The 24105-nt window shown below is 64.7% G+C and carries 27 protein-coding genes; 8 read left to right on the top strand and 19 right to left on the bottom strand.

Annotation, left to right across the window (positions count from 1 at the left end; all coding sequences use genetic code 11):
* Positions 1 to 80: 80 nt before the first annotated feature.
* Complete coding sequence (locus XH91_RS30045; RefSeq protein ID WP_128953952.1) at positions 81 to 1064, bottom strand: bifunctional riboflavin kinase/FAD synthetase; 984 nt, start codon at positions 1062 to 1064, stop codon at positions 81 to 83.
* Between the two features lie 231 nt (positions 1065 to 1295).
* Here XH91_RS30045 and XH91_RS30040 point away from each other — a divergent pair, with 231 nt between their 5' ends.
* The gene (locus tag XH91_RS30040; RefSeq protein ID WP_027551917.1) at positions 1296 to 1691 is read left to right on the top strand and encodes a response regulator; all 396 of its coding nucleotides are present in this window, start codon (positions 1296 to 1298) and stop codon (positions 1689 to 1691) included.
* A 73-nt stretch (positions 1692 to 1764) separates the two neighbouring features.
* Here the strand turns inward: XH91_RS30040 and XH91_RS30035 are convergent, their stop codons facing one another.
* From XH91_RS30035 to uvrC, 9 genes are all read right to left on the bottom strand, one after another.
* A complete protein-coding gene (locus XH91_RS30035) occupies positions 1765 to 2619 on the bottom strand; it encodes a TIGR01459 family HAD-type hydrolase (protein ID WP_128953951.1) in 855 nt (284 codons plus the stop codon).
* Between the two features lie 15 nt (positions 2620 to 2634).
* Positions 2635 to 4146, bottom strand: a complete 1512-nt coding sequence (locus tag XH91_RS30030) for an EAL domain-containing protein (protein WP_128953950.1) — start codon at positions 4144 to 4146, stop codon at positions 2635 to 2637.
* Positions 4147 to 4299: 153 nt separating this feature from the next.
* A complete protein-coding gene (locus XH91_RS30025; protein WP_128953949.1) occupies positions 4300 to 5430 on the bottom strand; it encodes a YihY/virulence factor BrkB family protein in 1131 nt (376 codons plus the stop codon).
* On the bottom strand, positions 5430 to 6017 hold the full coding sequence (locus XH91_RS30020) for a phage holin family protein (RefSeq protein ID WP_128953948.1): 588 nt from the start codon (positions 6015 to 6017) through the stop codon (positions 5430 to 5432). Before XH91_RS30020 ends, XH91_RS30025 begins: the two co-directional genes overlap by 1 nt.
* A gap of 79 nt (positions 6018 to 6096) precedes the next feature.
* The gene (gene prmB / locus XH91_RS30015; RefSeq protein ID WP_128953947.1) at positions 6097 to 7056 is read right to left on the bottom strand and encodes a 50S ribosomal protein L3 N(5)-glutamine methyltransferase; all 960 of its coding nucleotides are present in this window, start codon (positions 7054 to 7056) and stop codon (positions 6097 to 6099) included.
* On the bottom strand, positions 7056 to 7541 hold the full coding sequence (locus tag XH91_RS30010; RefSeq protein ID WP_128953946.1) for a molybdenum cofactor biosynthesis protein MoaE: 486 nt from the start codon (positions 7539 to 7541) through the stop codon (positions 7056 to 7058). Before XH91_RS30010 ends, prmB begins: the two co-directional genes overlap by 1 nt.
* Positions 7542 to 7544: 3 nt before the next feature.
* Complete coding sequence (moaD, locus tag XH91_RS30005; protein WP_128953945.1) at positions 7545 to 7796, bottom strand: molybdopterin converting factor subunit 1; 252 nt, start codon at positions 7794 to 7796, stop codon at positions 7545 to 7547.
* Entirely contained in the window at positions 7793 to 8410 is a 618-nt protein-coding gene (gene pgsA / locus XH91_RS30000) for a CDP-diacylglycerol--glycerol-3-phosphate 3-phosphatidyltransferase (protein WP_128953944.1), read from the bottom strand. The genes moaD and pgsA overlap by 4 nt, the downstream gene beginning before the upstream one ends.
* A gap of 93 nt (positions 8411 to 8503) precedes the next feature.
* Positions 8504 to 10561, bottom strand: a complete 2058-nt coding sequence (gene uvrC / locus XH91_RS29995) for an excinuclease ABC subunit UvrC (RefSeq protein WP_128953943.1) — start codon at positions 10559 to 10561, stop codon at positions 8504 to 8506.
* A 253-nt stretch (positions 10562 to 10814) separates the two neighbouring features.
* Between uvrC and XH91_RS29990 the strand changes: the two genes are divergently transcribed.
* Positions 10815 to 11438, top strand: coding sequence for an outer membrane protein (locus XH91_RS29990; RefSeq protein ID WP_128953942.1), 624 nt, complete (start codon positions 10815 to 10817; stop codon positions 11436 to 11438).
* An 85-nt stretch (positions 11439 to 11523) separates the two neighbouring features.
* Here the strand turns inward: XH91_RS29990 and XH91_RS29985 are convergent, their stop codons facing one another.
* From XH91_RS29985 to XH91_RS29970, 4 genes are all read right to left on the bottom strand, one after another.
* Positions 11524 to 11739, bottom strand: coding sequence for a cold-shock protein (locus tag XH91_RS29985; protein WP_027534220.1), 216 nt, complete (start codon positions 11737 to 11739; stop codon positions 11524 to 11526).
* A 252-nt stretch (positions 11740 to 11991) separates the two neighbouring features.
* The gene (locus XH91_RS29980) at positions 11992 to 12852 is read right to left on the bottom strand and encodes a 23S rRNA (adenine(2030)-N(6))-methyltransferase RlmJ (protein WP_128953941.1); all 861 of its coding nucleotides are present in this window, start codon (positions 12850 to 12852) and stop codon (positions 11992 to 11994) included.
* 119 nt (positions 12853 to 12971) lie between these two features.
* Complete coding sequence (locus XH91_RS29975) at positions 12972 to 13688, bottom strand: ribonuclease T2 family protein (RefSeq protein WP_128953940.1); 717 nt, start codon at positions 13686 to 13688, stop codon at positions 12972 to 12974.
* A 133-nt stretch (positions 13689 to 13821) separates the two neighbouring features.
* Complete coding sequence (locus XH91_RS29970; RefSeq protein WP_128953939.1) at positions 13822 to 14283, bottom strand: hypothetical protein; 462 nt, start codon at positions 14281 to 14283, stop codon at positions 13822 to 13824.
* A 182-nt stretch (positions 14284 to 14465) separates the two neighbouring features.
* Between XH91_RS29970 and XH91_RS29965 the strand changes: the two genes are divergently transcribed.
* Positions 14466 to 14771, top strand: coding sequence for a hypothetical protein (locus tag XH91_RS29965; RefSeq protein ID WP_128953938.1), 306 nt, complete (start codon positions 14466 to 14468; stop codon positions 14769 to 14771).
* Positions 14772 to 14838: 67 nt separating this feature from the next.
* Entirely contained in the window at positions 14839 to 15369 is a 531-nt protein-coding gene (locus tag XH91_RS29960; RefSeq protein ID WP_128953937.1) for a DUF3617 domain-containing protein, read from the top strand.
* Between the two features lie 69 nt (positions 15370 to 15438).
* Here the strand turns inward: XH91_RS29960 and XH91_RS29955 are convergent, their stop codons facing one another.
* From XH91_RS29955 to XH91_RS29945, 3 genes are read right to left on the bottom strand one after another with little or no spacing between them, the layout of a single operon-like run.
* On the bottom strand, positions 15439 to 16827 hold the full coding sequence (locus XH91_RS29955; protein ID WP_128953936.1) for an ATP-binding protein: 1389 nt from the start codon (positions 16825 to 16827) through the stop codon (positions 15439 to 15441).
* An 18-nt stretch (positions 16828 to 16845) separates the two neighbouring features.
* A complete protein-coding gene (locus tag XH91_RS29950) occupies positions 16846 to 17577 on the bottom strand; it encodes a response regulator (RefSeq protein WP_128953935.1) in 732 nt (243 codons plus the stop codon).
* The gene (locus tag XH91_RS29945; RefSeq protein ID WP_128953934.1) at positions 17574 to 18113 is read right to left on the bottom strand and encodes a MarR family winged helix-turn-helix transcriptional regulator; all 540 of its coding nucleotides are present in this window, start codon (positions 18111 to 18113) and stop codon (positions 17574 to 17576) included. The genes XH91_RS29950 and XH91_RS29945 overlap by 4 nt, the downstream gene beginning before the upstream one ends.
* A gap of 340 nt (positions 18114 to 18453) precedes the next feature.
* On the opposite strand from XH91_RS29945, the gene XH91_RS29940 reads away from it, so the two are divergent.
* The 4 genes from XH91_RS29940 to XH91_RS29925 all read left to right on the top strand — a co-directional run bounded on the left by XH91_RS29940 (position 18454) and on the right by XH91_RS29925 (position 22116).
* The gene (locus XH91_RS29940) at positions 18454 to 19536 is read left to right on the top strand and encodes a branched-chain amino acid aminotransferase (RefSeq protein ID WP_128953933.1); all 1083 of its coding nucleotides are present in this window, start codon (positions 18454 to 18456) and stop codon (positions 19534 to 19536) included.
* A 169-nt stretch (positions 19537 to 19705) separates the two neighbouring features.
* Positions 19706 to 21226 (top strand): histidine--tRNA ligase, encoded by a 1521-nt coding sequence (hisS, locus tag XH91_RS29935; protein ID WP_128953932.1) that lies wholly within the window; start codon positions 19706 to 19708, stop codon positions 21224 to 21226.
* A 118-nt stretch (positions 21227 to 21344) separates the two neighbouring features.
* Positions 21345 to 21545: a tautomerase family protein gene (locus XH91_RS29930; RefSeq protein ID WP_038971153.1), complete on the top strand. Its 201-nt coding sequence runs from the start codon at positions 21345 to 21347 to the stop codon at positions 21543 to 21545.
* Positions 21546 to 21723: 178 nt separating this feature from the next.
* A complete protein-coding gene (locus tag XH91_RS29925; RefSeq protein WP_128953930.1) occupies positions 21724 to 22116 on the top strand; it encodes a thioesterase family protein in 393 nt (130 codons plus the stop codon).
* Positions 22117 to 22231: 115 nt separating this feature from the next.
* Here the strand turns inward: XH91_RS29925 and proC are convergent, their stop codons facing one another.
* Positions 22232 to 23056 carry a pyrroline-5-carboxylate reductase gene (proC, locus tag XH91_RS29920; RefSeq protein WP_128953929.1) on the bottom strand — a complete coding sequence of 275 codons (825 nt, stop codon included), beginning with the start codon at positions 23054 to 23056 and terminating at the stop codon, positions 22232 to 22234.
* A gap of 190 nt (positions 23057 to 23246) precedes the next feature.
* Complete coding sequence (locus XH91_RS29915) at positions 23247 to 23747, bottom strand: type III secretion system chaperone family protein (protein ID WP_128953928.1); 501 nt, start codon at positions 23745 to 23747, stop codon at positions 23247 to 23249.
* Positions 23748 to 24105 lie beyond the last annotated feature (358 nt).

Genomic DNA, 24105 nt, shown 5'->3' with positions numbered 1-24105 from the left:
GATGCGCCGCGCAAACATGGGCTCTCCATAGCAGGAGGGCGGAGGAAGCGCAAAGGTCCGGCTGGGCCGGCTCTGAGCCCTCAATCGACGGTCCCAAGCCGCGGAAACGCGTCCGGGGCGGCCGCCAGCATGGCGCGGGCACGGGCGGAATCGTCGTTCATCTGGCGGATCAGGGCGTCGATATCGCCAAATTTCAGCTCCTCACGAATGAAGCCGACAAAGGCGCAGTCCAGCGCCTGGCCATAAAGGTCGCCCTTGAAGTCGAACAGGAAGATTTCCAGCAGCGGCGCGCCATTATCAAAGGTCGGCCGGCGGCCGAAGCTCGCCACCCCGTTCAGCCGCACCTGATCCTTTCCCTGGCCGCGGCCGACCCGCACCGCGTAGATGCCGTGCTTGAGGCCGCAATTTGCATCGAGCCGGATGTTGGCGGTGGGATAGCCGAGGTCGCGCCCGCGCTTCTCGCCATGGATGACCTCGCCGGTGATGAACCAGGGCGCGCTCAGCATGGTCGAGGCCTCGTCGATGAGCCCCTCCGCGAGTGCGATCCGGATGGCGCTGGAGGAGACCGGCCGCTCGTCGATATCGACATGCGGCTGCACGTCGACCTCGATGCCGAGCCGGGGAGCCTCGTTCACCAGCAGGCCTGGCGAGCCGACCCGGCCCTTGCCGAAATGAAAGTCGTAACCGACCGCGATGCCGCTGACGCCAAGGCGCCCGATCAGCTCATGGTGAATGAAATCTTGCGCGGTCGTCCCGGCTCTCGCCTTGTCGAAGGTCATGACCACGGCGCCGGCGAGCCCGGTCCCGGCCAGCAGCCGTAGCTTGGCCCGCTCGTCCGTCAGGCGGAATTGCGGGGTGTTGGGGCTGAAAAACCGGCGCGGATGCGGCTCGAAGGTCAGCGCCAGCGCAGGGCGGCCATGCGCCCGGCCCATTTCCAGGGCTGCCGCAATGACGGCCCGATGGCCGAGATGGACCCCGTCGAAATTGCCCATGGCGACCACCGCGCCCTTCACGATGGCAGAATCCGGCGTGGTATCGCGGATAACGGTAAATTGCGGGGCCATCAGGGGAATTCTCGAGGCGGCGGGACCGGCCGGGACCGTGGCGTGACCCGGCCGATGAAGTCAAGCGGAAGGGGGCCGCCGCAACAGCCCTCATTTCGGTTCGTCACGGGCCGCCCCAGTTAACGCGCTGTTTAACGCCTTGATGCTAGTGCTTTGGGAAGAGGGAACTGAGGGGCAGCGCCTGTCAGCTCCGATTTTGAATATTCCTGGGTATGCGTTGGGGGAGTCGAGATGGCGGTTGATTTGTCGATGCCGGTTCTGGTGGTGGATGACTATAGCACCATGATCCGTATCATTCGGAATCTGCTGAAGCAGCTTGGCTTCGATAATATCGATGATGCCAGCGACGGTTCGGCGGCGCTGAACAAGATGCGCGGCAAGAAGTACGGGCTCGTGATCTCCGACTGGAACATGGAGCCGATGACGGGTTACGATCTGCTTCGCGAAGTGCGCGCGGATCCGAACCTCGCCACCACGCCCTTCATCATGATCACGGCGGAATCGAAGACCGAGAACGTGATCGCGGCCAAGAAGGCCGGCGTGAACAACTACATCGTCAAGCCGTTCAACGCGGCGACGCTGAAGACCAAGATCGAGGCAGTCTTCCCGGATATGGCGAGCGCATAAGCGCGCGTCAAAGCCATCAGCTGAATTGGGAAAGCCCGGGACGAACGTCCCGGGCTTTTCTGCATTTCTGAGCTCACCACTTCAATTCGCGCATCAGCGCCTTCGGCGGGTGCCCGAACAATTCCAGCACCGACTTTGGATCGAGCTGGTCGAGGCCCTCGAACTCCTCGGCGTGGATGCCGCGGGTGACGAACAGGCAATCGATGCCGAATTCGCGCGCGCCGGTGAGATCCGTGCGGACGGAATCGCCGATCGCCAGCACTTTCTTCCGGTCGATCGGGTGGCCCTGGCGTTCGCCGGCAAGCGCCATCGCGCGCTCATAGATCGGCCGGTGCGGCTTGCCGTAGAAGATCACCTCGCCGCCGAGCTCACGATACAGTTCGGCGATCGCGCCGGCGCAATAGATCAGCCGGTCGCCGCGCTCGACCACGATATCGGGGTTGGCGCAGACCAGCGTCAGCTTGCGCTCGCGTGCCTTCAACATCATGCCGCGATAGTCTTCCGCGGTTTCGGTCTCGTCGTCGTAGAGTCCGGTGCAGACGATGTAGTCGGCCTCTTCCAGCGGCGCAGTCGTCGCATCGAGGCCGCGATAGATCGAATTGTCGCGCTCGGGGCCGAGCCAGAACATCTTGCGGCCGGGATGCTCGGCGACATAGAGCCGCGTCAGATCGCCGGAGGAAACGATGGCGTCGTAGGTCTCGTCGGCGACGCCGAGCTTGCGCAATTGCCGCTGCACGGAGTCGGCCGGGCGCGGTGCGTTGGTGATCAGGATCACCGTACCGCCGTGGCTGCGATAGGTGTGCAGCGCCTCGCAGGCCTCGGGGAAGGATTCCAGGCCGTTATGGACCACGCCCCAGATGTCGCTGAGCACGACATCGACTCCACCCACGAGTTCGCGCAGGCTTTGGGCAAAATGCAGCGTGGTCATGACGTGAGTGGCCGATCAGATGCGGCGCGCGAGCGCCGCGTTGCCGGTGATGCGCTGTGACGGGGAGGCAGGCGGCGCAGCTGATGTTGCGCCCGCTGTCGTGCCTGACGTTGTGCCTGGGCTCGATGTACCGGGGCCATTGGATCCCTGAATCTCTTGCGCCGGGTTCGGCGAGGCCCCGCCGGTAGCAGATGCCCCTTCGGGCCGCAATGGCCGCGGCGGCGCGAACAGAAAGCCCTGGCCGAACCGCACGTCATAGTCGAGCAGGTCGACCACTGCGCGCTCGCCTTCGATCCGCTCCGCGATCAAATCGATGCCGAAGCGGCCGAGCAGGTCGGACAGGTCGGAGGGGTGAATGTCCGAGGTCGAGGCCTGCTTCGGGTCGAGCAGGAGCGACGCCGGAACCTTGATGAAGCGTACACCGCGGTCGGCGAGCTCGCGCGGCTCGATCCTGAGGTCCGTGACATGATCGATCGAGAAGCGGAAGCCGCGCTGCGCCAGCGCCGCCAGATTTTCGGTCTCGGCCGGACCGAGCGCGCGGAAGGTCGACTGCTTGAACTCAAGCACCAGCGACGCCGCCAGCGCGCGGTTGGCCTCGAGGAAGTCGAGGCATTGCGCGAAGGTGGTGGAATTGCCGAGCGTCGAAGCCGCGACGTTGCAGAACACGCCGACGTCCTTGTTGCGCACCATCAGCCGGCGCAGCACCTGGACGCAGCGCAGCAACACCATATTGTCGATCCGCCCGATCAACCCGGAGGCCTCGGCGAGGCTGATGAACTCCTCGGCGGCGATCAGCTGATCGCGCTCGTCGCGCACCCGAGTCACGGCCTCGTAGAACCGGACCTTGCGCTGCGGCAGCGTCACCATCGGCTGAAGGAAGATGTCGATGCGGTTCTCGTCGATGGCGCTACGTAACGTCGCCAGCATCTGGGTCTGGTTGCGGCCGTTGACGGCATGAACGGCGCTGCCGGTCGGGGGCGGGACCACCGGCGGCGTCGGCCGCGGCGGCGCTGCGGGAAGCGGGGGAGGAGCGGCCGGCCGCTCATCGAACGGCGCGATCAGGTCGATCGGCACGTCCACCGCCGGGCTTGCGACCGGAGCGGGGGCCGGTGCCGGTGCGTGACCGGCCAGCAGGTCCTCATGGGTCGACACTGTGGCGGCAAGCTGCCTGACCAGCCCGCCGAGCTCGTTGATCTCGCCGACCACCGACTGGACCCGATCGGAATTGGTCGAGTTGGACGAGGCGATACGGCCTTCGATCGCAGCTAACCGGCGGCCGAACTCTGCCACCTGGCGGGCGAGGTCGGCGGTGCCGCGCGACAGGTCGGCGATCTGGCCGCCGACATCGCTGCGGTCGCGCAGCCGCATCGAGACCGCGTTGTAGAGGATCAGGAAGGTCAGCGCGGTCAGCGCCACGATCGCGGATTCGGTTCCGTTGATGCCGGCGACCGAATAGAGCACGAGCCCGAGCGATGCCGCGACCAGAACCATGCAGATGGCGATGAAGATCGTCGAAATGCGAATCATGCCGCGCGTTACGCCTCAAGAGCTGACTGCCTCACCCGGGAAAACACGGGTCGCCATTCGTACCCGTCGCGCCTCGTGCTCCCCAAGCACGCACGACCCTAACATCATTGTTGATTCGAGGGGATAGCGGGGCGCAGGCGCGTCTGGCGTCAGTCAGGACGGTGCGGCGGCGCCGACCGTGTCGGCCGAGACAGCCTCGCGGCTGCCGAGCGGATTGGGCCGTCCGGTCGTCGTATCCCGCAGGGTTTGCCGTTCGATCTCCGAGTTCAGCTCGGCACCGAACATGATGGCTATCGCCGACATCCACATCCACGTCATCAATCCTATCGCAGCCCCGAGCGAGCCGTAGGTTGCGCTGTAATTGGCGAAGGCCGACAGATACCAGGACAGCAGCGCGGAGCCTGCGATCCAGAGCAGGGCCGCGGTCACCGCGCCGATGCTCAGCCATTGCCAGCGCGGCGCATCGCGGCTCGGCGCGAAGCGGTAGAGGACGGCGAGCGCTGCCAGGAGGATGACGAGCAGCAGCGGCCAGCGCGCCAGCGCCACGATCAGCTTGCTCTCCGGAGCAAGGCCGAGGTGATCGAGGGCGAGCGGGAAGGCGACGACGGCGGCCACCATCAGCAAGAGCGCGAGGATGCCGCCGACCGTGAACGACAGAGAGATCAGGTTCAGCTTGACGAAGCCGCGCTTCTCGCGCTCCTCATAGGCGACGTTGAGGGCGTCGAAGATGGATTTGACCCCGGCATTGGCGCTCCAGATCGCCAGCACGAGGCCGAACAGGAAGGTGGCGCCCAGCGCGGTGTTTCCCTTGGAAACCACGCGCGCGACCTGATCCGCGACGATCTGGAACGAACCCTCCGGCAGCATCGTAGCGAGCGTCTGGAGATTGCCGCTGATGGTCGAGGGATCGGCGAACAGTCCGTAGGACGAGACCAGCGCGGTGACGGCGGGAAAGATCGCGAGGAGTCCGAAGAACACCACGCCGCCGGCCGTCGCGAGCAGGCGATCGTCGTCGATGCGCTGATAGGTGCGCCAGAAAATATCCTTCCAGCCGGCCCAGGGAATTTTGAATGGGCTGGTCGAGCCGCGGCCATGGCCGGGCTGCATGGCCGCGCTTGCCGGGTGCGTTTCCGGTGAATTTGCTTCCTTGTTGCGAAGGTCTTGCGGCGGTCCGGGTCGGATCAGCCCGGTGTCCTGAAAATAGCGCTCGGCCGTTAGCACAAACACGGCCGTGGCGGCGACCAGCAGCCAGCTGTCGAGCTGCTCGGACTGCCGCGCCGGCATCATGCATCCTGTCTGCGGGCGGGGCGCCGCCGACGCGCCGCGGTGACGCCCACCAGGGTGAGGGCCGCAAGCATCAGGCCAAGCTGCACGGGCCGGCTGCTGCGATTTGACGATGTATCGCCGCCATGGCCGTGTTCGCCCGGCGCGAGCGGCACGAGCGGAATCGTCGTCGCCACTTCCTTCACCGCTTGCTTGACTGTTCCGCGCGGAATCCGTGGCGTCGCAATCGCCACGCGTATCCGGCTGGCGAGTGGCACGATCGGCCTGGTCCGGCGGTTCATTTGCGCCATCGCCACCCCGGCGCAGATTGCCGCCAACACCAGCAACACCGCTGCCACGGCGCCAAAACCCCAGAATTGCCCGTAGGTGATGGCGACCCAGCGATACAGCGCGATCAGGCCGACAAAGAAGGCCGCGATCACGAACAGCCCGGCCACCGCGAATAATCCCGCCGCAACCGCATAGGACTTGGCCCGCCCAGTGGTCTGGCTGGCGCGATCACGCAAGTAAGAACGCGCGGCGCGCTTGAGATGGTTGAGTTTCAGCGCCATGCCGGCGCGCAGCAATTCGCCCGATGGCGCGAGCATGCGGACATCCTCCGAGAGCGAGAATTTCGTCGGGAGATGAACGTTGCGGAATTTGACTTGTTCCGCGGCGTGCGCGCGATCAGCCGAGATCGGCGGCCGCGATCCAGAACACCTCGCCCTCGGAATCCTCGGTATCGAGCCAGAGCAGGGGGAGTTCCGGAAAGGCCTCGTCGACCAGCTCGCGGCCCCGGCCGATCTCGCAGATCAAGCCGCCATCCGGCGTCAAATGATCGGGCGCATCGCGCAGGATGCGCCTGACGACGTCGAGACCGTCGACGCCGCCGTCGAAGGCGAGCTTCGGCTCGGCCCGGCATTCCGGCGGCAACGCCGCCATGCCTTCCGCGTCGACATATGGCGGGTTGGTGATGATCAGATCGTATCTGGCCTCGCCAAGCGGCGCGAACAGATCGCCGCGATGGAGCGTGATCCGCTCATCGAGGCCATGGTCGCCGACATTGCGGGCGGCAACTTCAAGCGCGCCCTTCGAGATGTCGACCGCATCGACCACTGCGTTCGGGAAGTGATACGCAGCGAGGATCGCAAGACACCCCGATCCGGTGCAGAGGTCGAGCACGCGCTCGACGGCGGCGGGATCGTCGATCAGCGAGCCCACCTCGCCGTCGCCGCCGAAATGCGAATCCAGGAGCTCGCCGATGAAGGAGCGCGGAACGATGACGCGCTCGTCGACATAGAACGGCAGGCCGCGCATGTAGATCTTGTTGACGAGGTAGGCAGCCGGTTTGCGCGTGGTGACGCGCCGGTGGATGAGATCGAGCAGACTCTCGCCTTCCGCCGCGGTGATGCGGGCTTGGGCAAAGCTCTCGAACTGGTCGGGATGCAGATGCAGGGCCTCGCAGACCAGGAAGGCGGCCTCGGCGACCGGATCGGTCGTGCCATGGGCGAAGGCGAGTTTCGCGTCGTTGAAGCGGCTGACCGCATAGCGGACGTAGTCGAGCAGCGTCAGCAGCTCGCCACGGCCGACCTTCGCGAGTTTTGGCGCGGCGCGGCTACGCGCAGGCGCCTTGGATGCTTTTGCCATCAGGATTTGGTCCAGCGTGCAGCGGCCTCGTCGTCACGGGCATGGGCCTCGACCCAGCCGGTGCCGGTGGCGCTCTCTTCCTTCTTCCAGAATGGGGCGCTGGTCTTGAGATAATCCATCAGGAATTCGGCCGCCTCGAACGCCGCGCGGCGATGCTGCGAGGCGGTAACAACCAGCACGATGTTCTGGCCGGGCTCGAACCGCCCGACGCGATGGATGACCGTGACACCGTTGAGCGGCCAGCGCGACATGGCCTCGTCGACGTGGCGCTTGATCTCTTCTTCCGCCATGCCGGGGTAATGTTCGAGCGTCAGCGCTGCGATCTTCGAACTGTCCTCGTCTGCGCGGCAGATGCCGGAGAAGCTGACGACCGCACCGATGTCGGTGCGGCTTTTGGTCAGGACCGCAATCTCGCGCGCGATGTCGAAATCGTCTTCCTGGATGCGAATGGCGACGGGGCAGGTGGTGGTGGTCGCGGAGGTCATGGCCTAGCCGCCCGTCATCGGCGGGAAGAACGCGATCTCGCGGGCGCCCGCGATCGCGGCGTCCGCCTTGACATGGGCGTGGTCGATCGCGGTCCGGATCACCTTCGGCTTTTCGAAGGCATAGGCGTAGGCCTCGCCCCGGCCGGACAGCCAGGCAATCAGCTCCTCGACGGTGCGCACGGTCGCGGGCGGCTCGATGAATTCCTCGGCCTTGCCGACGCGCTCGCGCACCCAGGCGAAATACTTCACCTTCATCCCTCATCCTCCTTGATGAGGTGGTGGATGCCGGCGCGGAAATAGTCGTAGCCGGTGTACATCGTCAGGATCGCCGAGGCCCACAGCAGGACGAGGCCGATCAGCGAGACCACGGGGACGACCTCGTCGCCGGCGGGACCGGCGAGCAGGAAGCCGATGGCGACGAGCTGAACGGTGGTCTTCCACTTGGCGAGCTTGGTCACGGGGACGCTGACGCGCAACGCCGCCAGATATTCGCGCAGGCCCGAGACCAGGATTTCGCGGCACAGGATCACGATGGCGGCCCACAGCGACCAGCCATGGATGATGCCGTCGGCGGCCAACATCAGCAGGCACGAGGCGACCAGCAGCTTGTCGGCGATCGGGTCGAGCATCCGGCCGAACGCCGATTGCTGATTCCAGATGCGGGCGTAATAGCCGTCGAGATAATCGGTGACCGCGGCGCCGATGAAGATCGCGACCGCGACCCAGCGCAGCCACAACGGATAGTCCATGATCGACTGCGCGTAGATGCATCCGACCACGACCGGGATCGCGGCGATCCGGCCATAGGTCAGGATGTTCGGGAGGGACATCGCGCGGCTGGTCGTCCCTCGTGTCGTGGCGATGTTCATCCGTCCTACCAATACCGCTCGAGCCTGAAGGTCAACCGTCCGTCCCAATTGGGGTACAGGATGCGACGACCATATGACTACCGCCCCTTTAGTTCACCCCGGCTGGGGATGGAAATAGTCGAATATCCTGCGGGCGCTCTCGGCGCTCACCCCAGGAACCTTGCCGAGATCGGCGATCGAGGCCCGTTCGATCTCCTTCAGGGTTCCGAAATGGTGCAGCAAGGCCCGTTTGCGCGACGGGCCGATGCCCGGAATCTCCTGCAAACCGGCCTCGCGGATGTCCTTCTTGCGCAGCTTGCGGTGCGAGCCGATGACGAAGCGGTGGGCCTCGTCCCGCAGGCGCTGGATGAAATAGAGCACGGGGTCGCGCGGCTCCAGCTTGATCGCCTCGCGCTCCGGCATGAACAGGGTCTCGCGGCCGGCGTCCCGGTCCGGGCCCTTGGCGACCGACATCAAGGAGACCTGAGTCAGGCCAAGATTGGCAAAGATCTCCCGGACGGCGTTGAGCTGGCCGCGGCCGCCGTCGATGATGACGAGGTCGGGCCATTGCGGGAAATCATCGTCCTTGGTTTTGTTCGCGCTCTCCTCGGGCGGGTTGATCAGGCGCTTGAAGCGGCGCTCCAGCACCTCGCGCATCATGGCGAAGTCGTCGCCCGGCGTGATCCCTTCCGATTTGATGTTGAACTTGCGGTATTGATTTTTGACGAAGCCATCCGGGCCGGCGACGATCATCGCGCCGACCGCGTTGGTGCCCTGGATATGGCTGTTGTCGTAAACCTCGATGCGCTTGGGCGCATGCGGCAGGTTCAGCGTCGACGCCATGGCGTCGAGCAGCCGGCTCTGGGTAGCAGTATCCGCGAGCTTGCGGCCGAGCGCCTCGCGCGCATTGGTCAGCGCGTGGGTCACGAGCTCCTTCTTCTCGCCGCGCTTGGGCGCTGTCACCTCGATCTTGTGGCCCGCCTTGACCGACAGCGCGTCGGCGAGCAGGTCGCTCTCCTCGATCTCGTGCGAGAGCAGGATGGTCTTCGGCGGCGGCTTGTCGTCGTAGAACTGGGCGAGGAAGGACCCGAGCACCTCCTCGGGCGTATAGGTCTTCTCCGCCCGCGGAAAATAAGCGCGGTTGCCCCAGTTCTGGCCGGTGCGGAAGAAGAACACTTCGACGCAGGAGAAACCGCCCTCCTGGTGGATGGCGAACACGTCGGCCTCTTCCACTGTGCGCGGATTGATGCCCTGCTGCGACTGGATGGCCGACAGCGCGGCGAGGCGATCACGATAGAGCGCCGCGCTCTCGAATTCGAGCTCGCCCGAGGCTTTCTCCATCTCGGCGGCAAGCTCCTGCTTCACCGCATGGCTCTTGCCGGACAGGAAGTCGGTCGCTTCGCGCACCAGCGTCGCGTAGCCGCCGAAATCGATCTCGCGGGTGCAGGGGCCGGCGCAGCGGCGGATCTGGTAGAGCAGGCAGGGCCGGGTGCGGCTCTCGAAGAAGGAATCCGTGCAGGAGCGGATCAGGAACGCGCGCTGCAAGGCCGTAATGGTGCGGTTGACCGCACCGGCGGAGGCGAACGGGCCGAAATAGCGCCCGGGGCGGGTCTGCGCGCCGCGATGCTTGATGATCTGCGGTGCCCAATGGTCTCCGGTGATCAGGATATAGGGAAACGACTTGTCGTCGCGCAGCTGCACGTTGAAGCGCGGCCGCAGCTGCTTGATCAGATTGGCTTCCAGCAGCAGCGCTTCGGTCTCGGTCGTGGTCGAGACGATCTCCACAGTCACCGTGGCTGCGATCATGCGCAGGATGCGCGCCGGCAGCGGCGCGCTCTGGCGTGCGTAGTTCGACAGGCGCTTTTTGACGTTCTTGGCCTTGCCGACATAGAGCACGTCGGCATTCGCACTGAGCATGCGATAGACGCCGGGCGAGGTGGGCGCGAGCCGGACCGCGCGTTCGATCGCCTCGTGACCCGACGCCAGCGGCTCGTCGCCGATCGCGCCGCTCTCTTCCAGAATATCGGGCAGCCGCGCGTCGTCCTCGTCGTCGCCGCCGGTGGCGGGATCGAGGTCCGGCAGCACCGCTTCCTGGGGCGGGGCGTCTGTCGCGGCTTGCGGCGCTTTGCGCGCGCGTGCCTCGCCCGGCTTGTCGGGGGAATCGTGAACCATGGTGCGAATTTAGGCGCTGGGGAGACCGATTTGAAGTTCCGGCCGTGCCGCACGCACAGGATGGCGCATGCAGTTCCCGGTAACGCTTCCTTAAGTCTGTTAACAGCGCGGTAACGGGTCTTAACAGCCCTTTAACTTAAAACTCTCGATAAATCTTACGCGAAAAAGTGGTGGTTCCGTAACCATGCGGTTGTGCCCTCGCGCGGCGGTGCGGGCAGCGCGTCCAGTTACGGCAGTTGCGTTGGAGTGTGGAATGAAGAGGCTGGTTGTGGGCGCGACCATGTTGGTTGCAGCCGGCTGGACGGCTTCGGCAGAGGCCGCCGATCTCAATTACGGGCAGCGGGCGCCCTATACGGTCAATCAGCCGCTCAATGCCTATAGCTGGGCCGGCCCGTATCTCGGTGCCAATCTCGGTTATGAATGGGGCTCGGTGAGCAACAATCCCGCAAAGCCCTCCGGCTTCGTCGGCGGCGCGCAGGCGGGCTACAATTTCCAGAATGGCCCCTGGGTCTTCGGCGTCGAGGGCGACATCCAGGCCGCCGGTGCCGATGACACCTTCGCGCCGTGGAAGTTCTCCAATCCCTGGTTCGGCACGCTGCGCGGCCGCGCCGGCTACGCCATCAGCAACGTGTTGGTCTATGGCACCGCGGGCCTCGCCTTCGGCGAGTTGCGCGCGCAGACTTTCGGCTGGACCGAGTCGCACACCACGGCCGGCTGGACCGCCGGCGTCGGCGCGGAAGTCGGCCTTGCGCCAAACTGGAGCGTGAAGCTCGAATATCTTTACGTCGATCTGTCGTCGAGCCAGTTCGCAATTACGGGCGTGTCAAACGGCTATAGCGCCAGCGTCGTCCGCGCAGGCGTGAACTATCACTTCTGATAGCGAAATAAGAAAATACCGGACCATAGCCTCCCGGCCGCGCGCGGCCGGGACTTTTTTTGTCAGGTCTTTTGGGGCAGGTCCGCTACGAAAGGATCACGAGATTGACCGCCTTCGGCCCCTTCCCCTTCTTGTCCGGTTCGACTTCGAATGTGATACGCTGTCCTTCGGCAAGGTCCTTCAGTCCCGCCCGCTCCACTGCAGTGATGTGAACGAAGACATCGCGACCGCCATCGTCCGGCTTGATAAAGCCGTAGCCGCGCTCGCCGTTGAAGAACTTGACCGTTCCCGTATTGGCCATCGGGAAACTCCCCCTCATTGCTCCTCCGTCGCAACGCAGACGCGCGCCGCGACATGACCGGGCATTACGAAGCCCGGGAGAGCTGGCCATCCTTGGGCGGACCCTTCGGTCCGACGGGATCTTTCTTAGGCCTTCACTCCGCCGCAACCATTCGCGGAAGCGGAACGTAAAGCCAGTCACGGAAACAGCATAATACGGTTCTTTGCAGATTGACTACCGCTACTGCATATTTTTCCCAAGAATGCCGGCGGTTTAGGCCTTTGGCACCTCCAATCGGAATCTGGCAGCTCCACCTTGGCCGAGCGGCATTTCCAGCTCGGGCAGGATTGTCTTGAGCTCGCTCTGCAGCGTGTAGGGCGGATTGACGATCAGAAGTCCGGTCGAGGTGAGGGCCGCGCCATCAAGCTGCGGCGCGACGCTGAATTCGAGGCGGAGACATTTGCCCGGAGTCTTTGCTGCGGCTGCCGTGCGCGCCACGAGTTGCGCCAGCGTGTCGGTGGCGCGCCTGGATTTGGCGGGGTACCAGATTACATAGATACCGGTCGGCCATTTCGCGAAGGCCGTGGAGAAGGCTTCACCCAGCCTTTCGAACTCGTCCTTCGCCTCGAAGGGCGGGTCGATCAGCACGAGCCCGCGCCGCTCCTTCGGCGGCACGAAAGCCGGCAGCGCCATCCAGCCGTCGAGATCGACGACGCGCGCCTGCTCGTCCCGCCGCAGCACGTCGATCAGCGCCTTGCGCGCCTTCGGTTCCAGTTCGCAGGCCACGAGCCGGTCCTGTGGCCGCATCAGGCCGCGGGCGATCAGAGGCGAGCCCGGATAGACTTTGAGCTCGCCCTTCGGATTGAAGGCGCGAACGATGTCCAAATAGGGCTTGGTCAGCGCCACTGTCTCGTTCGAGAGGCGCGCCTGCATCAGTCGCGCGATTCCGGTCAGCCACTCGCCGCTGCGGCGCGCTTCGTCGCTGTCGAGATCGTACAGGCCAGCACCCGCATGGGTGTCGAGAACCCGGAAGGCGGCCGGCTTGTCCTGCAAATAAGTAAGGATGCGCGTCAGCACGATGTGCTTGATGACATCGGCAAAGTTGCCGGCGTGAAAGGCATGACGGTAGTTCATGGGGCGGACCACGTTGTCGGGTGTGATCTCACCCCTTGTCATTGCGAGCGCAGCGAAGCAATCCAGAATCGTTCCGCGGAGACGGTCTAGATTGCTTCGCTGCGCTCGCAATGACGGGGCTAACCGCCCCTGATTGGCGGCATCGTCACCTGGTCGCGGCGGCAGCTGCGGCGTTCGAGCTCCTCGCAGGCGCGGAATTGCAGGTCCTTGCTGAGGCAGATGCGGACCTCGGAAAGCCGGGTCCGGTTGCAGGTCACCGAGACGGCTCCGTTGCTCAGGCCGGGATTGGCCTTGATGAAAGCTTCTTCGACGTCGCCCGGCGCCACGGTCTTGGTCTCCGACAGGTCAAGATATTCGGCCGGAATCTTGATCGCAGCGCGCGCTTTGCGGATCGTCTCGAAATAGTTGCGGCCGTCGAGCCCGGAGCAGGTGCCATGCTTGTCCCACTCGTTGAAGATCAGGCCCGGCGCCGGCATCAAATCGAGCATCGAGGAGACGATGTTGCGACTCAGCCGCGGTGAGGGCCGCTGGCAATATTCCGGAAAGCCGCTCTCATATTGCGGCCATAGCCCGTGCACCACAAAGGAATAGGGCCGTCCCTCGCACTGGATGTTGGAGCGCCCGCCGCTGCGACCGCGCTCTGCTACTTCCTCGCAGAAGGACGGCGACCACGACAGTGACAGCACATAGTAATCGAATTCGCCGGGCGCGTTCTGCCGCTTGTCCTGCGCCTTTGCGCCGCCGGCCAGCGAGGTCAGTCCGGCGGCAAGGGTCAGCGAGACAAGGGTCAGCGAGATCACGAGACGGGAGAATGACTGCAATCTAAAATCAAACATGGCGACGCCCCTCAACCAGACTGTGCAATCAGCCTAGCAGCCAACAAGAACATTTCAAGAACAAAATTCAAGCAACCGATGCCCAGTTGCTTGGTCGGGCCGAATCAGACGCTTCGGCTCAGGGCTTTTCCGTTCAGGGCTTGGCGGCGCGGCAGGACGGATTGTAGGCCCAGTTGCGGTCGAGCCCGACCACGCACCATTCGACGCCCTGGCCGTAGCCGGCAAAGCCGCCATCCTCGATGATCGAGAAGTGCACGCGGCGCACCTTGCCGTCAGTCAGCATGGCCTCGCCGGTGCAGTAGCGGCGCGGAATGTTGTCCGATGCCCAGGGGCGGAAGGCAGTCTCGTGAACCGCCGCGAAGCCTGTGATCTTCAACGGCGAATTCCAGAACGAACCTTCCTTCTCCTCGAACTGGGTCGCAATCGTCGGCAGCGCCTTGTCGCATTCGGCGACATTGCCATCGTAACGCGGCCCGCTCAGCCAGAAGTTCAGCTCCAGCGGATTGGCTGCCTTGGCTTCGCCGAACGACAGCGCCCCGAACGTCAGGCCGAGAACGGCGGCAAAGCGGAGCGATTTCAGGGAGGGGGCGCGCATGGGCAATCCAGACAGCATGATCTGCGAGGGTCGGACGGTGCCGCGAAGGCCGGAGGAGGTCAAGTGCAGCGCGGCAACACTCGGCCAGGAGTTGATCACAACGTCGCATCCGGGAGGCCTTCCGTTCTTTTCACCGCCGCGCCGGCACCGTAAGCTGGCGCCAACCAATCGGAGTGACGGGAATGCGAATCATTGCGGCCGCGGGCCTTCTTGCCGGCCTGGTTGTCTCGGGGATGATGGCGAGCCAGTCGGCGCGCGCCGATATCCTGCCGGTGCCGCCCTTCAAGGGCAACGACACCGGCGGCATCATCGCCTATTCGATGGCGACGCAGGTCGATGCGCGTCAGGTCGCGGTCGATCATTGCGCGCGCTACGGCAAGGTGGTGAAATTCCTCGCGGTGCAGGCCTATGAAGGCGGCTACATCTCGTTTTCCTGCCGCTGGGTGCCCTATGGCGCCGCCGACCGGCCGATCCGCACGCTCTATTGAGGCGTTTCGGAACGCCGACAAGGTCACGCCGAAGAAAAAGCTTGGCCATCTCAGCCGGGAGTCTCGCATGACGCGCAAGCTCGCTTTGCTCGGATCAGCCGTTTGCCTCGTGTTGTCGGCGCGTGGCGCCCTTGCCGACGATCTGCCGGTGCGCAGGGCCGGTCTCTGGGAAATGAAGATGGTCAGATCAGGCTCGGCGATGCCGGAGATGACCATGCAGCATTGCACCGACGAGGCCGTCGACAAGGAGATGAGCAACAACATCTCGCCGATGGCCAAGCAAGTCTGCTCCAAGCAGGACGTCAAGAAGACGGCCACCGGCTATGTCAGCGACTCCGAATGCAGTGTCGCCGGCATGTCCACGACCTCGCATGCCGAGATATCAGGCGATTTCAACTCGGCCTACACCGTGAAGACCTCCTCGCATGCCCAGGGCGGCGCCGCCGGCACCGCGGGGCGCGACACCACCATGACGCTGGAAGCGAAATGGCTCGGCGCCTGCAAGCCGGACCAGAAGCCCGGCGACATCGTGATGCCCGGCGGCTTCAAGATGAACGTGCGCGACGTCGACAAGCTGAAGGCACTGCTGCCGAAATAGAGGTGCAGTCGTCGCACGGAAGTCGGTGGGCTCCCTCGCCCCGTTCTTACGGGGAGAGGTGAAGAACAGCTACACCGGTATCCGCACGCTCGCGCGTAACCCGCCCATCGGGCTGTCACCGAGCGTGATGTCGCCGCCATGCGAACGGGCGATGTCGCGCGCGATGGCGAGCCCGAGGCCTGTGCCGCCTTCGTCCTGGTTGCGGGCGTTGTCGAGCCGCAGGAATGGCTTGAATACTTCCTCGCGCAAATGGGAGGGAATGCCGGGGCCGTCGTCGTCCACCGTGACGATCAGATAGCGGTGGTCGCGCTGGCCGGAGATGGCGATCGCCTTGCCGTAGCGCGCGGCATTGGTGACGAGGTTGGCGAGGCAGCGCTTGAACGAGGCCGGCTTCACCGTCACCACGGGCAGCCCGGTGAATGTCACGGTCGCGATGTGGCCGTGGCGTTCTGCGTCGCTGCGCAATTCTTCGAGCGCCTGCGCCATGTCGGTCGGTTGCGACTGCTCGCCGGAATCGCCGCGGGCAAAGGCGAGGTAATCCTCCAGCATCATCGACATCTCGTCGACGTCCTTGCGCATGCCCTCGAGCTCGGGACTGTCGCCGATCAGCTCCAGCTCGAGCTTGAAGCGGGTCAGGATGGTGCGCAGATCGTGGCTGACGCCCGCGAGCATCGCGGTGCGCTGCTCCATCGCACGTTCGATGCGCGACTTCATCTCGAGGAAGGCGCCCGCCGCGCGCCGCACCTCGCGCGCGCCCCGCGGCCTGAAGTTCGGTGCCTCGCGGCCCTTGCCGAAACTTTCCGCAGCGTCCGCAAGCCGCAGGATCGGCTTGATCTGGTTGCGCAGGAACAGCACCGACACGATCAGCAGGATCGAGGACGTGCCGACCATCCAGAACAGGAAAATCTCCGAGTTCGAGGCGTAAGCCGCGCTGCGCTGTGCGAACACCCGCATCACGGCATCGTCGAGCTGGATGCGGATCTCGACGAGGTTGGAACGACCGACCGTATCGATCCAGAACGAGCGTCCGATCTGGCGGCCGAGCTGCACCGACAGCGTCTGGTCGAGCAGCGAGAAGAACGGTTTTGGTCCCGGCGGCGGCATGTCGCCGGCCGGCAGGAAGTCCACCACGAGGCCGAGACGTTGCTGCGCGATGCGGCGGATCTGGTCGCGATCCTTGTCCTGCGGATAGCCCTTGTAGACGTCGATCAGCGCGGCGATGTCCTGCACCACCGCAGCCGACAGCCGGCGCGTCACCGTGTTCCAGTGCCGCTCCATGAACACGAAGGCGACGACCGATTGCAGGATCACCATCGGCACGATCATGATCAGCAATGCGCGCGCATACAGGCCGGTCGGCATCCAGCCCTTGAACGCATTGCCCATCCAGCCATTGACGGCAGAGACGCGCCCGGCTGCACTTTTCAGCAGCGTCAGGCCGGTGTCGATCGTGCTCATCTAGCGCGCTTCACTGGTCTATGGCGAGGCTACCAGCCGGTAGCCGATGCCGCGCACGGCTTGCAGGAACAGCGGATTGGCGGGATCGGTCTCGATCTTGCGCCTGAGACGGTTGATCTGCACGTCAACGGCGCGCTCGTTGACGCTACCGTTGCCCGTCAGCGCGCTGCGCGGCACGGTCTCGCCCGGCGTCTCCGAAAGAATGCGCAGCATCTCGCGCTCGCGGTCGGTGAGGTGAATGACCTCCTCGCCCTGGCGCAACTCGCCGCGATCCAGGTGATAGACGTACGGGCCGAACGCGATCTTCTCCACCGCGGCGGCCTGGACCGGCGGTGCGGCGCGCTTGAGGATGTTGTTGATGCGCAGCGCCAGCTCGCGCGGCTCGAACGGCTTTGCGACATAATCGTCGGCGCCGATCTGCAGGCCCTCGATGCGGGCCTCGGCCTCATGGCGCGCGGTCAGCATCAAGATCGGCACCGAGGAGGATGTGCGGATGAAGCGGGCGAGATCGAAGCCGGTTTCGCCGGGCATCATCACGTCGAGGATCAGCAGGTCGAAATGCAGTCCGAGCAGTTTCGCGCGAGCATCGCCCGCGCTGGCGGCGGTGGTGACGCGATAACCTTCGGCCGCGAGAAACCGCGAGAGCAGATCGCGGATGCGGCGGTCGTCGTCGACCAGCAGCAGATGCGGGGCGTCGTCGGCGGGTTGCGCCGGCGGGCGGGCGAGCGTGGCAGCGAGCGGCACCGTCACTCCTTCGAGGCTTGATTGGTGGCGAAGATCGTCTCCAGCACCTTGTCCGGATCGTCGCGGTCGATCATTGCGCGCAGGAAGCGCTTGACCGTCTCGGCATCATCAGGTGCCATCTCGGCAAGCGCCTTGGTGATCCGCGTGGTCTGAAGGCCGGCGAGCTTCTGCACCAGCGCCTCGCCCTTGGGCGTGGCGTAGAGCAGGCGCTGGCGCCGATCATTGTCACCGGTCTTCTGCACGATATAGCCCTCGTCCAGCAGTTGCTTGAGCACCCGGCCGAGCGATTGCTTGGTAATCCGGAGCACGTCGAGCAGGTCGGCGACCTTCAGGCCCGGATAGCGGTAGACGAAATGCATGACCCGGTGATGAGCGCGGCCGAAGCCGAAAGCCTCCAGCTCCTGGTCGGGATCCCCGACGAAGTCGCGATAGGCGAAGAACAGCAGCTCGATGATATCCCAGCGCAAATTGCCTCCTTCACCTGCTGCCGGCCGCGGCTCGGCAACGTCTTGAGAGGGAGTTGCGAAATTTATGTCAGGCATATTGACGTATCTTGGGTTCAATGTTACAAAACGATCAGCCCGTACGAAATTTTAGATCGTTTCGCATCGGGTGGCTTTCTGACAGCGGCCGGAGAGAAGCCGGACAGGCGGCGACGGCCGGATCAGATCTACCGTGCGATTGTCGAGCGGCATTTCGGCAAAACATACTGGACTTCCGCCTTCCGCAAAAGCATGTCCTGCCGAGGACATGCTGGCCACGGAAACCGGCCGTAACAAGGCTGGCGGTGGTTCGGCCAGAAACCACATCAAGCCAGCCGGCCCGAAAACGGGCAGGGGGGCGCGAGAAACAGCGCCGCCACCGGCAGCGGGAGGCAAGGACATGAGCATGAAATTCGACATCCAGCCCGCAACCAATCCAACGCCCGAGAAGGACCGCGTCGCCAAGCTGGTGGACCCCGGTTTCGGACGCGTCTTCACCGATCACATGGCGATCGTTCGCTACAACCAGGCCAAGGGCGGCTGGTACGAGGCGAAGATCGAGGCGCGCGCCAACTTCCAGATCGATCCGGCCGGCGCGGTCCTGCACTACGCCCAGGAGATTTTCGAAGGTCTGAAGGCCTACAAGCGTGACGACGGCGGCGTGAACCTGTTCCGGCCCGATGCCAATGCACGCCGCTTCAAGGATTCCGCCGATCGCATGGCGATGGCGCAATTGCCGGAGGACGTCTTCATCGAGGCGGTCGAGCAGGTCGTGCGCATCGATCGTGCCTGGATGCCGGGCGGCGAGGGCAGCCTTTACCTGCGGCCCTTCATGATCGCGAGCGAGACCTTCCTCGGCGTCAAGCCCTCGTCTGAATACATCTTTGCGGTGATCGCTTCGCCCGTTGGTTCCTACTTCAAGGGCGGCCCCGCGCCTGTCTCGATCTGGGTCTCGGAGAATTACACGCGCGCTGCCGTCGGGGGCACTGGCGCCGTCAAATGCGGCGGCAATTACGCGGCGAGCCTGCGGGCGCAGGCCGAGGCGATCCAGCATGGCTGCGATCAGGTCGTGTTCCTCGATGCGGTCGAGCGCCGCTACATCGAGGAGCTCGGCGGCATGAACGTGTTCTTCGTGTTCGACGACGGCTCGCTCTCGACACCGCCGCTCGGCACCATCCTGCCCGGCATCACCCGCGACTCCATCATCGCGCTCGCCCGCGACGCTGGAAAGACCGTGCGCGAGGAGCCGTACTCGCTCGACCAGTGGCGCAAGGATGCGGCCTCGGGCCGACTGAAGGAAGCGTTCGCCTGCGGCACCGCCGCCGTGATCTCGCCGATCGGCAAGGTGCGCTCGGTGAGCGGCGACTTCGAGATCTCGGGCGGCGTCGCCGGCCCCGTTGCCATGGGCCTGCGCAAGCAGCTCGTCGACATCCAGTACGGCCGCACCAACGATCCGCACAACTGGATCCGCAAGGTGTTTTGATCTCTCCTGTCCCGGACGCGCGAAGCGTGAGCCGGGACCCGGAATGCAAGTTGCCGGGCCCCCGGATCAGCAGCGCACCACGCCGCCAAGATGCGGCGCGCTGCGCAGCATCCGGGGAACGCCATCAGGCGGCAGTTGCCGCATCGCGCGTCGGCTGGTAAACGCCCGCATGGCCGAAAAACCCAAAAAACCCCAGAAACTGAAGGCGCGGCTGCCGCGCGGGCTCGAGGATCGCGACCCCTCAGCGATCCGGGCGACGCGCGAGATGGTCGAGAAGATCCGCGCCGTCTACGAGCTCTACGGTTTCGAGCCGGTGGAGACGCCGGCGATGGAATACACCGACGCGCTCGGCAAGTTCCTGCCCGACCAGGATCGCCCGAACGAGGGCGTGTTCTCGTTCCAGGACGATGACGAGCAGTGGATCAGCTTGCGCTACGACCTGACCGCGCCGCTGGCGCGTTACGTCGGCGAGCGCTACGGCACCGACGGTCTCGTCCTGCCCTATCGCAGCTACCGCGTCGGCTACGTCTTCCGCAACGAGAAGCCCGGCCCCGGCCGTTTCCGCCAGTTCATGCAATTCGACGCCGACACGGTCGGTTCGGCGACGCCGGCGGCGGATGCCGAGATCTGCATGATGGCGGCGGATACGATGGAAGCGCTGGGCGTTGCGCGCGGCCAGTACGTCGTGAAGGTCAATAACCGCAAGGTGCTCGACGGCGTTCTCGAAGCCATCGGGCTCGCGGGTGAGGAGAATGCAGGCCGCCGGCTGATCGTGCTGCGCGCGATCGACAAGCTCGACAAATTTTCCGCTGACGAAGTGCGCAAGCTACTCGGCCCCGGACGATGGGACGGCGGCGAGGAAGGCAAGGGCGACTTCACCAAGGGCGCCAACCTCAGCGCGGCGGAGGCTGACGTCGTTCTGGCCATCACCAGGCCGCGCGAGGATTGGAAAGAAGCCATTGCGGCTGCGGAAACCTACCTTGCCAAGAGTGAAGTCGGTCAGGCCGGCGTCAGCGAGCTCGAAGAGATCGCCAAGCTCGTGACCGCGTCGGGTTACGGTGCGGACCGCATCAAGATCGACCCCTCCGTCGTGCGCGGTCTCGAATATTACACAGGTCCCGTCTACGAGGTCGAACTGCTGCTCGACACCAAGGACGAGAAGGGCCGTCCGGTGCGCTTCGGCTCGGTCGGTGGCGGCGGTCGTTATGATGGTCTCGTCTCCCGCTTCCGCGGCGAGCCGGTGCCGGCGACCGGTTTCTCGATTGGCGTGTCGCGGCTCCAGGCAGCGCTGACTTTGCTCGGCAAGCTTGATACGCGGCGAGAAGTTGGCCCCGTCGTCGTCACCGTGTTCGACCGCGACCGCGTCGCCGACTACCAGAAGATGGTTGCCAACTTGCGCAGCGCGGGCATCCGCGCCGAGCTTTATCTCGGCAATCCCAAGAACATGGGCAACCAGCTCAAATATGCCGATCGCCGCAACTCGCCTTGCGTGATCATCCAGGGCTCGGATGAAAAGGCCCGCGGTGAGCTCCAGATCAAGGATCTCATCGAAGGCGCCAAGGCCGCCGCCGCGATCGCCTCCAACCAGGAATGGCGGGAGACGCGCCCCGCCCAATTCTCCTGCAGCGAGGCCGATCTCGTTGCCAAAGTCCGCGAGGTCCTCGCGCGCCATGACGTGAGCTGGGGCTAGCCATTCGCTAACGCTGTCATGCGCGGGCTTGTCCGGGGCATCCACGTCCTGTTTGATGGGAGCGAACGTGGATGGCCGGGACAAGCCCGGCCATGGCGACAGCAGCAGGGAGAAGACAATGCCTGAGATCACCGTCAGCATGGCCGAAGGCCGCACCGACGAGCAGAAGGCCGGCATGATGCGCGACATCACGCAGGCACTGGTGAAGAATCTCGGCGTCGACGCCGATGCCGTCGTCATCCAGATCAACGAAGCCCCACTCCGCCACAAGATGAAGGGCGGCAAGACGTTCGTGGAGCGCGCGGCGGCGAAGAAATAAGTAAGGCTGTAACTGCAAACGCAACTGTCGTCCTGGCGAAAGCCAGGACCCATTACCCCAAGCGGCAGTTGTTGCGGCAGTCGTGGTTTAGACCGCGCGAACGACAAGCAGTCGGGGTAATGGGTCCTGGATCGGCGCTCGCTTTGCTCGCTTGTCCAGGACGACGAGGTTGGCCCCCATGGACGCACGCGATTTCATCAAGATCGGTATGAGCGCCGAGCGCACGCTGGTGGTGCCGGCCGAGCGTACGGTCGGGCATTTCGTGCCCGGCATGCCCATGGTCTACGCGACCCCGATGATGATCCTCGAAATGGAGATGACGTCGGGCGATGCGATCCGCATCGCGCTGCAGCCGGGCTGGGTCACTGTTGGTACCGAGGTTGATATTCGCCATCTCGCGGCAGCTTTGGTTGGCGCGACGGTACGAACCACGGCGAAAGTAATCGCCGTCGAGCGCCGCGTCATCCGCTTCGAGGTCGAAGCGTTCGAAGGCACGCGCAAGCTCGGCGAAGGCCGCCATGCGCGCGGTCTCGTCAATGTCGAGATGTTCAACAAGCGGCTGGGCGCATAGCCAAGGGCGCGATGCCGTAGGGTGAATTAGCCGAAGGCGTAATCCACCGCTTCTACCTCCGCGGAAAATAGGAGAGGTGGGTCACGGCTTCGCCTAACCCACCCTGGGCACCTGGTTACTTCGCAAGCTCTTTCGACCGCTTCGTCGCCGCCGCGATCGCGCGGATCATCAGATCGCGCAGGCCCGGCTCGCCCATCAGCACACCAAGCGCTGCTGCGGTGGTGCCGCCGGGCGAGGTGACGTTCTGGCGCAGCGTGGCGGAGGGAAGATCCGACTGGTGCAGCAGCTCGCCGGAGCCCGCGACCGTCTCGCGCGCAAGCTTGGTCGCGAGTGCTTCGGGCAATCCCGCTTCCACGCCGGCGCGCGCGAGCTCTTCGGCGAGCAGGAACACATAGGCCGGGCCCGAGCCCGACACGGCGGTCACCGCATCCATCAGGCCTTCGTTCTCGACCCACTCGACCGGGCCGGTGGCGCGCAGCAGTGCGTCGGCGACCGTGCGCTGCGCGGCGCTGGCGTTCTTCGCGGCGACTGCGACCGTGATGCCGCGGCCGATCGCAGCCGGCGTGTTCGGCATCGCGCGCACCACGGCGCCGCCACAGACCTCCTCGAGCGCGGCGATCGTGGTTCCCGCCATGATCGAGAGCACCAACGTCTTGTCCGAGACGAACGGTTTCAGCGTCGCGCCGGCCTCGCGAAACATCTGTGGCTTCACGGCAACGACCAGCGTTTCGACAAAGCCTGCCGCCATCACGTCGGGATTGAGCGCAACGCCCCTGGCGGCCAGCGCAGAGATATCGGGCGAGATGTGCGGATCGACCACGGCGACACGGCGCGGATCGAGCCCGCCGGCCAGCCACCCGGTCAGCATCGCGCCGCCCATCTTGCCGGCGCCGGCAAGCAGGATGGTGCCGGTGATGTTTTGGAGAGTGCTGTTTGCCATCGTTGTTGCCACAAAATCCGCCGTCGTCCTGGCGAAAGCCAGGACCCATTGCCCCGGCTGGTTCTAGTAGATGGAGGGCAGAGCAACAAGCGTCGCGCAAAACGGAGAAATCACGCGGTATGGGTCCTGGCCTTCGCCAGGACGACGATGAGGAACGAGTTGTCCGTCCCTCACCACATTAGGGGCAGCCCTACGCCTCGCCCACCGTATCGAACATCGCCGCGTCCATGGCTTGTGCGGTGGTCTTGCCTGCCCACACCACGAACTGGAACGCCGGGTAGTAGCGCTCGCAGGCATGGATCGCGCCGGCGAGCATGGCTTCGCATTGCGCGGTCGAGGCGGTGAGGCCACCCGGCAGCACCAGGGCCTGACGGTGCATGATCATGCCGGTGTTGGTCCAGAGGTCGAAATGGCCGATCCACAATTGCTCGTTGACCGCGGCAACGAGCTTCTGCACCTCGCCCCGCCGCGCGGCCGGAATCTTCATGTCGAAAGCGCAGGCCAGATGCAGCGCCTCGATCTCACCCATCCAGGTGAAGGAGATCTGGTAGTCGGTCCATTGTCCCTTCGAGACAATGGTCAGCTCGTCCTCGCCGGAGCGTTCGAACGGCCAGTTGTTGCTGGCAGCGATATCCTCGACCACCGCAAGCGGGTGATTTCGGGAATCGATGGTACCTTCGAGCAGGGACATGCCGTCTCGACCTCTTGCCTTCTTGTTGTCTTTGATACGCACGCGGTTGGTCCGGCGCGCGCTCCCTCAATTTCGCTCAAGGCGACCCCTGAGAGTCGCTGTTGAGGTCCCGGGATCAGCGCGGGCTTGTCGCGGATCAACTGATGTGATTTGCGGAATCTGCGCAACTGGGTCGCGAGTCCGTCCACAAGCCATGACTCGTTCGTCCACAGCTCATCTCGGCCACAATTGTTAACGATTGAGAACAAACCGGAATCCAATCGTTAATTCCGCCGTGCGAGGGCCGCACCGCCCTGGCGGCATGGGACCATGCGGTTTTTGCTGCGGAACAGGCTTGCTTGCGGCCCCGGACCGGCGC

Source organism: Bradyrhizobium guangzhouense (assembly GCF_004114955.1).
Lineage (GTDB): Bacteria > Pseudomonadota > Alphaproteobacteria > Rhizobiales > Xanthobacteraceae > Bradyrhizobium > Bradyrhizobium guangzhouense.
This window is presented reverse-complemented; position numbering and strand designations above follow the sequence as displayed.

What these genes read in the sequence shown, in the direction of transcription:
- XH91_RS30045 (WP_128953952.1), bottom strand. Translation starts at nt 1,064, where the DNA reads ATGGCCCCGCAATTTACCGTTATCCGCGATACCACGCCGGATTCTGCC.
- XH91_RS30040 (WP_027551917.1), top strand. Translation starts at nt 1,296, where the DNA reads ATGGCGGTTGATTTGTCGATGCCGGTTCTGGTGGTGGATGACTATAGC.
- XH91_RS30035 (WP_128953951.1), bottom strand. Translation starts at nt 2,619, where the DNA reads ATGACCACGCTGCATTTTGCCCAAAGCCTGCGCGAACTCGTGGGTGGA.
- XH91_RS30030 (WP_128953950.1), bottom strand. Translation starts at nt 4,146, where the DNA reads ATGATTCGCATTTCGACGATCTTCATCGCCATCTGCATGGTTCTGGTC.
- XH91_RS30025 (WP_128953949.1), bottom strand. Translation starts at nt 5,430, where the DNA reads ATGCCGGCGCGGCAGTCCGAGCAGCTCGACAGCTGGCTGCTGGTCGCC.
- XH91_RS30020 (WP_128953948.1), bottom strand. Translation starts at nt 6,017, where the DNA reads ATGCTCGCGCCATCGGGCGAATTGCTGCGCGCCGGCATGGCGCTGAAA.
- prmB (WP_128953947.1), bottom strand. Translation starts at nt 7,056, where the DNA reads ATGGCAAAAGCATCCAAGGCGCCTGCGCGTAGCCGCGCCGCGCCAAAA.
- XH91_RS30010 (WP_128953946.1), bottom strand. Translation starts at nt 7,541, where the DNA reads ATGACCTCCGCGACCACCACCACCTGCCCCGTCGCCATTCGCATCCAG.
- moaD (WP_128953945.1), bottom strand. Translation starts at nt 7,796, where the DNA reads ATGAAGGTGAAGTATTTCGCCTGGGTGCGCGAGCGCGTCGGCAAGGCC.
- pgsA (WP_128953944.1), bottom strand. Translation starts at nt 8,410, where the DNA reads ATGAACATCGCCACGACACGAGGGACGACCAGCCGCGCGATGTCCCTC.
- uvrC (WP_128953943.1), bottom strand. Translation starts at nt 10,561, where the DNA reads ATGGTTCACGATTCCCCCGACAAGCCGGGCGAGGCACGCGCGCGCAAA.
- XH91_RS29990 (WP_128953942.1), top strand. Translation starts at nt 10,815, where the DNA reads ATGAAGAGGCTGGTTGTGGGCGCGACCATGTTGGTTGCAGCCGGCTGG.
- XH91_RS29985 (WP_027534220.1), bottom strand. Translation starts at nt 11,739, where the DNA reads ATGGCCAATACGGGAACGGTCAAGTTCTTCAACGGCGAGCGCGGCTAC.
- XH91_RS29980 (WP_128953941.1), bottom strand. Translation starts at nt 12,852, where the DNA reads ATGAACTACCGTCATGCCTTTCACGCCGGCAACTTTGCCGATGTCATC.
- XH91_RS29975 (WP_128953940.1), bottom strand. Translation starts at nt 13,688, where the DNA reads ATGTTTGATTTTAGATTGCAGTCATTCTCCCGTCTCGTGATCTCGCTG.
- XH91_RS29970 (WP_128953939.1), bottom strand. Translation starts at nt 14,283, where the DNA reads ATGCGCGCCCCCTCCCTGAAATCGCTCCGCTTTGCCGCCGTTCTCGGC.
- XH91_RS29965 (WP_128953938.1), top strand. Translation starts at nt 14,466, where the DNA reads ATGCGAATCATTGCGGCCGCGGGCCTTCTTGCCGGCCTGGTTGTCTCG.
- XH91_RS29960 (WP_128953937.1), top strand. Translation starts at nt 14,839, where the DNA reads ATGACGCGCAAGCTCGCTTTGCTCGGATCAGCCGTTTGCCTCGTGTTG.
- XH91_RS29955 (WP_128953936.1), bottom strand. Translation starts at nt 16,827, where the DNA reads ATGAGCACGATCGACACCGGCCTGACGCTGCTGAAAAGTGCAGCCGGG.
- XH91_RS29945 (WP_128953934.1), bottom strand. Translation starts at nt 18,113, where the DNA reads ATGCCTGACATAAATTTCGCAACTCCCTCTCAAGACGTTGCCGAGCCG.
- XH91_RS29940 (WP_128953933.1), top strand. Translation starts at nt 18,454, where the DNA reads ATGAGCATGAAATTCGACATCCAGCCCGCAACCAATCCAACGCCCGAG.
- hisS (WP_128953932.1), top strand. Translation starts at nt 19,706, where the DNA reads ATGGCCGAAAAACCCAAAAAACCCCAGAAACTGAAGGCGCGGCTGCCG.
- XH91_RS29930 (WP_038971153.1), top strand. Translation starts at nt 21,345, where the DNA reads ATGCCTGAGATCACCGTCAGCATGGCCGAAGGCCGCACCGACGAGCAG.
- XH91_RS29925 (WP_128953930.1), top strand. Translation starts at nt 21,724, where the DNA reads ATGGACGCACGCGATTTCATCAAGATCGGTATGAGCGCCGAGCGCACG.
- proC (WP_128953929.1), bottom strand. Translation starts at nt 23,056, where the DNA reads ATGGCAAACAGCACTCTCCAAAACATCACCGGCACCATCCTGCTTGCC.
- XH91_RS29915 (WP_128953928.1), bottom strand. Translation starts at nt 23,747, where the DNA reads ATGTCCCTGCTCGAAGGTACCATCGATTCCCGAAATCACCCGCTTGCG.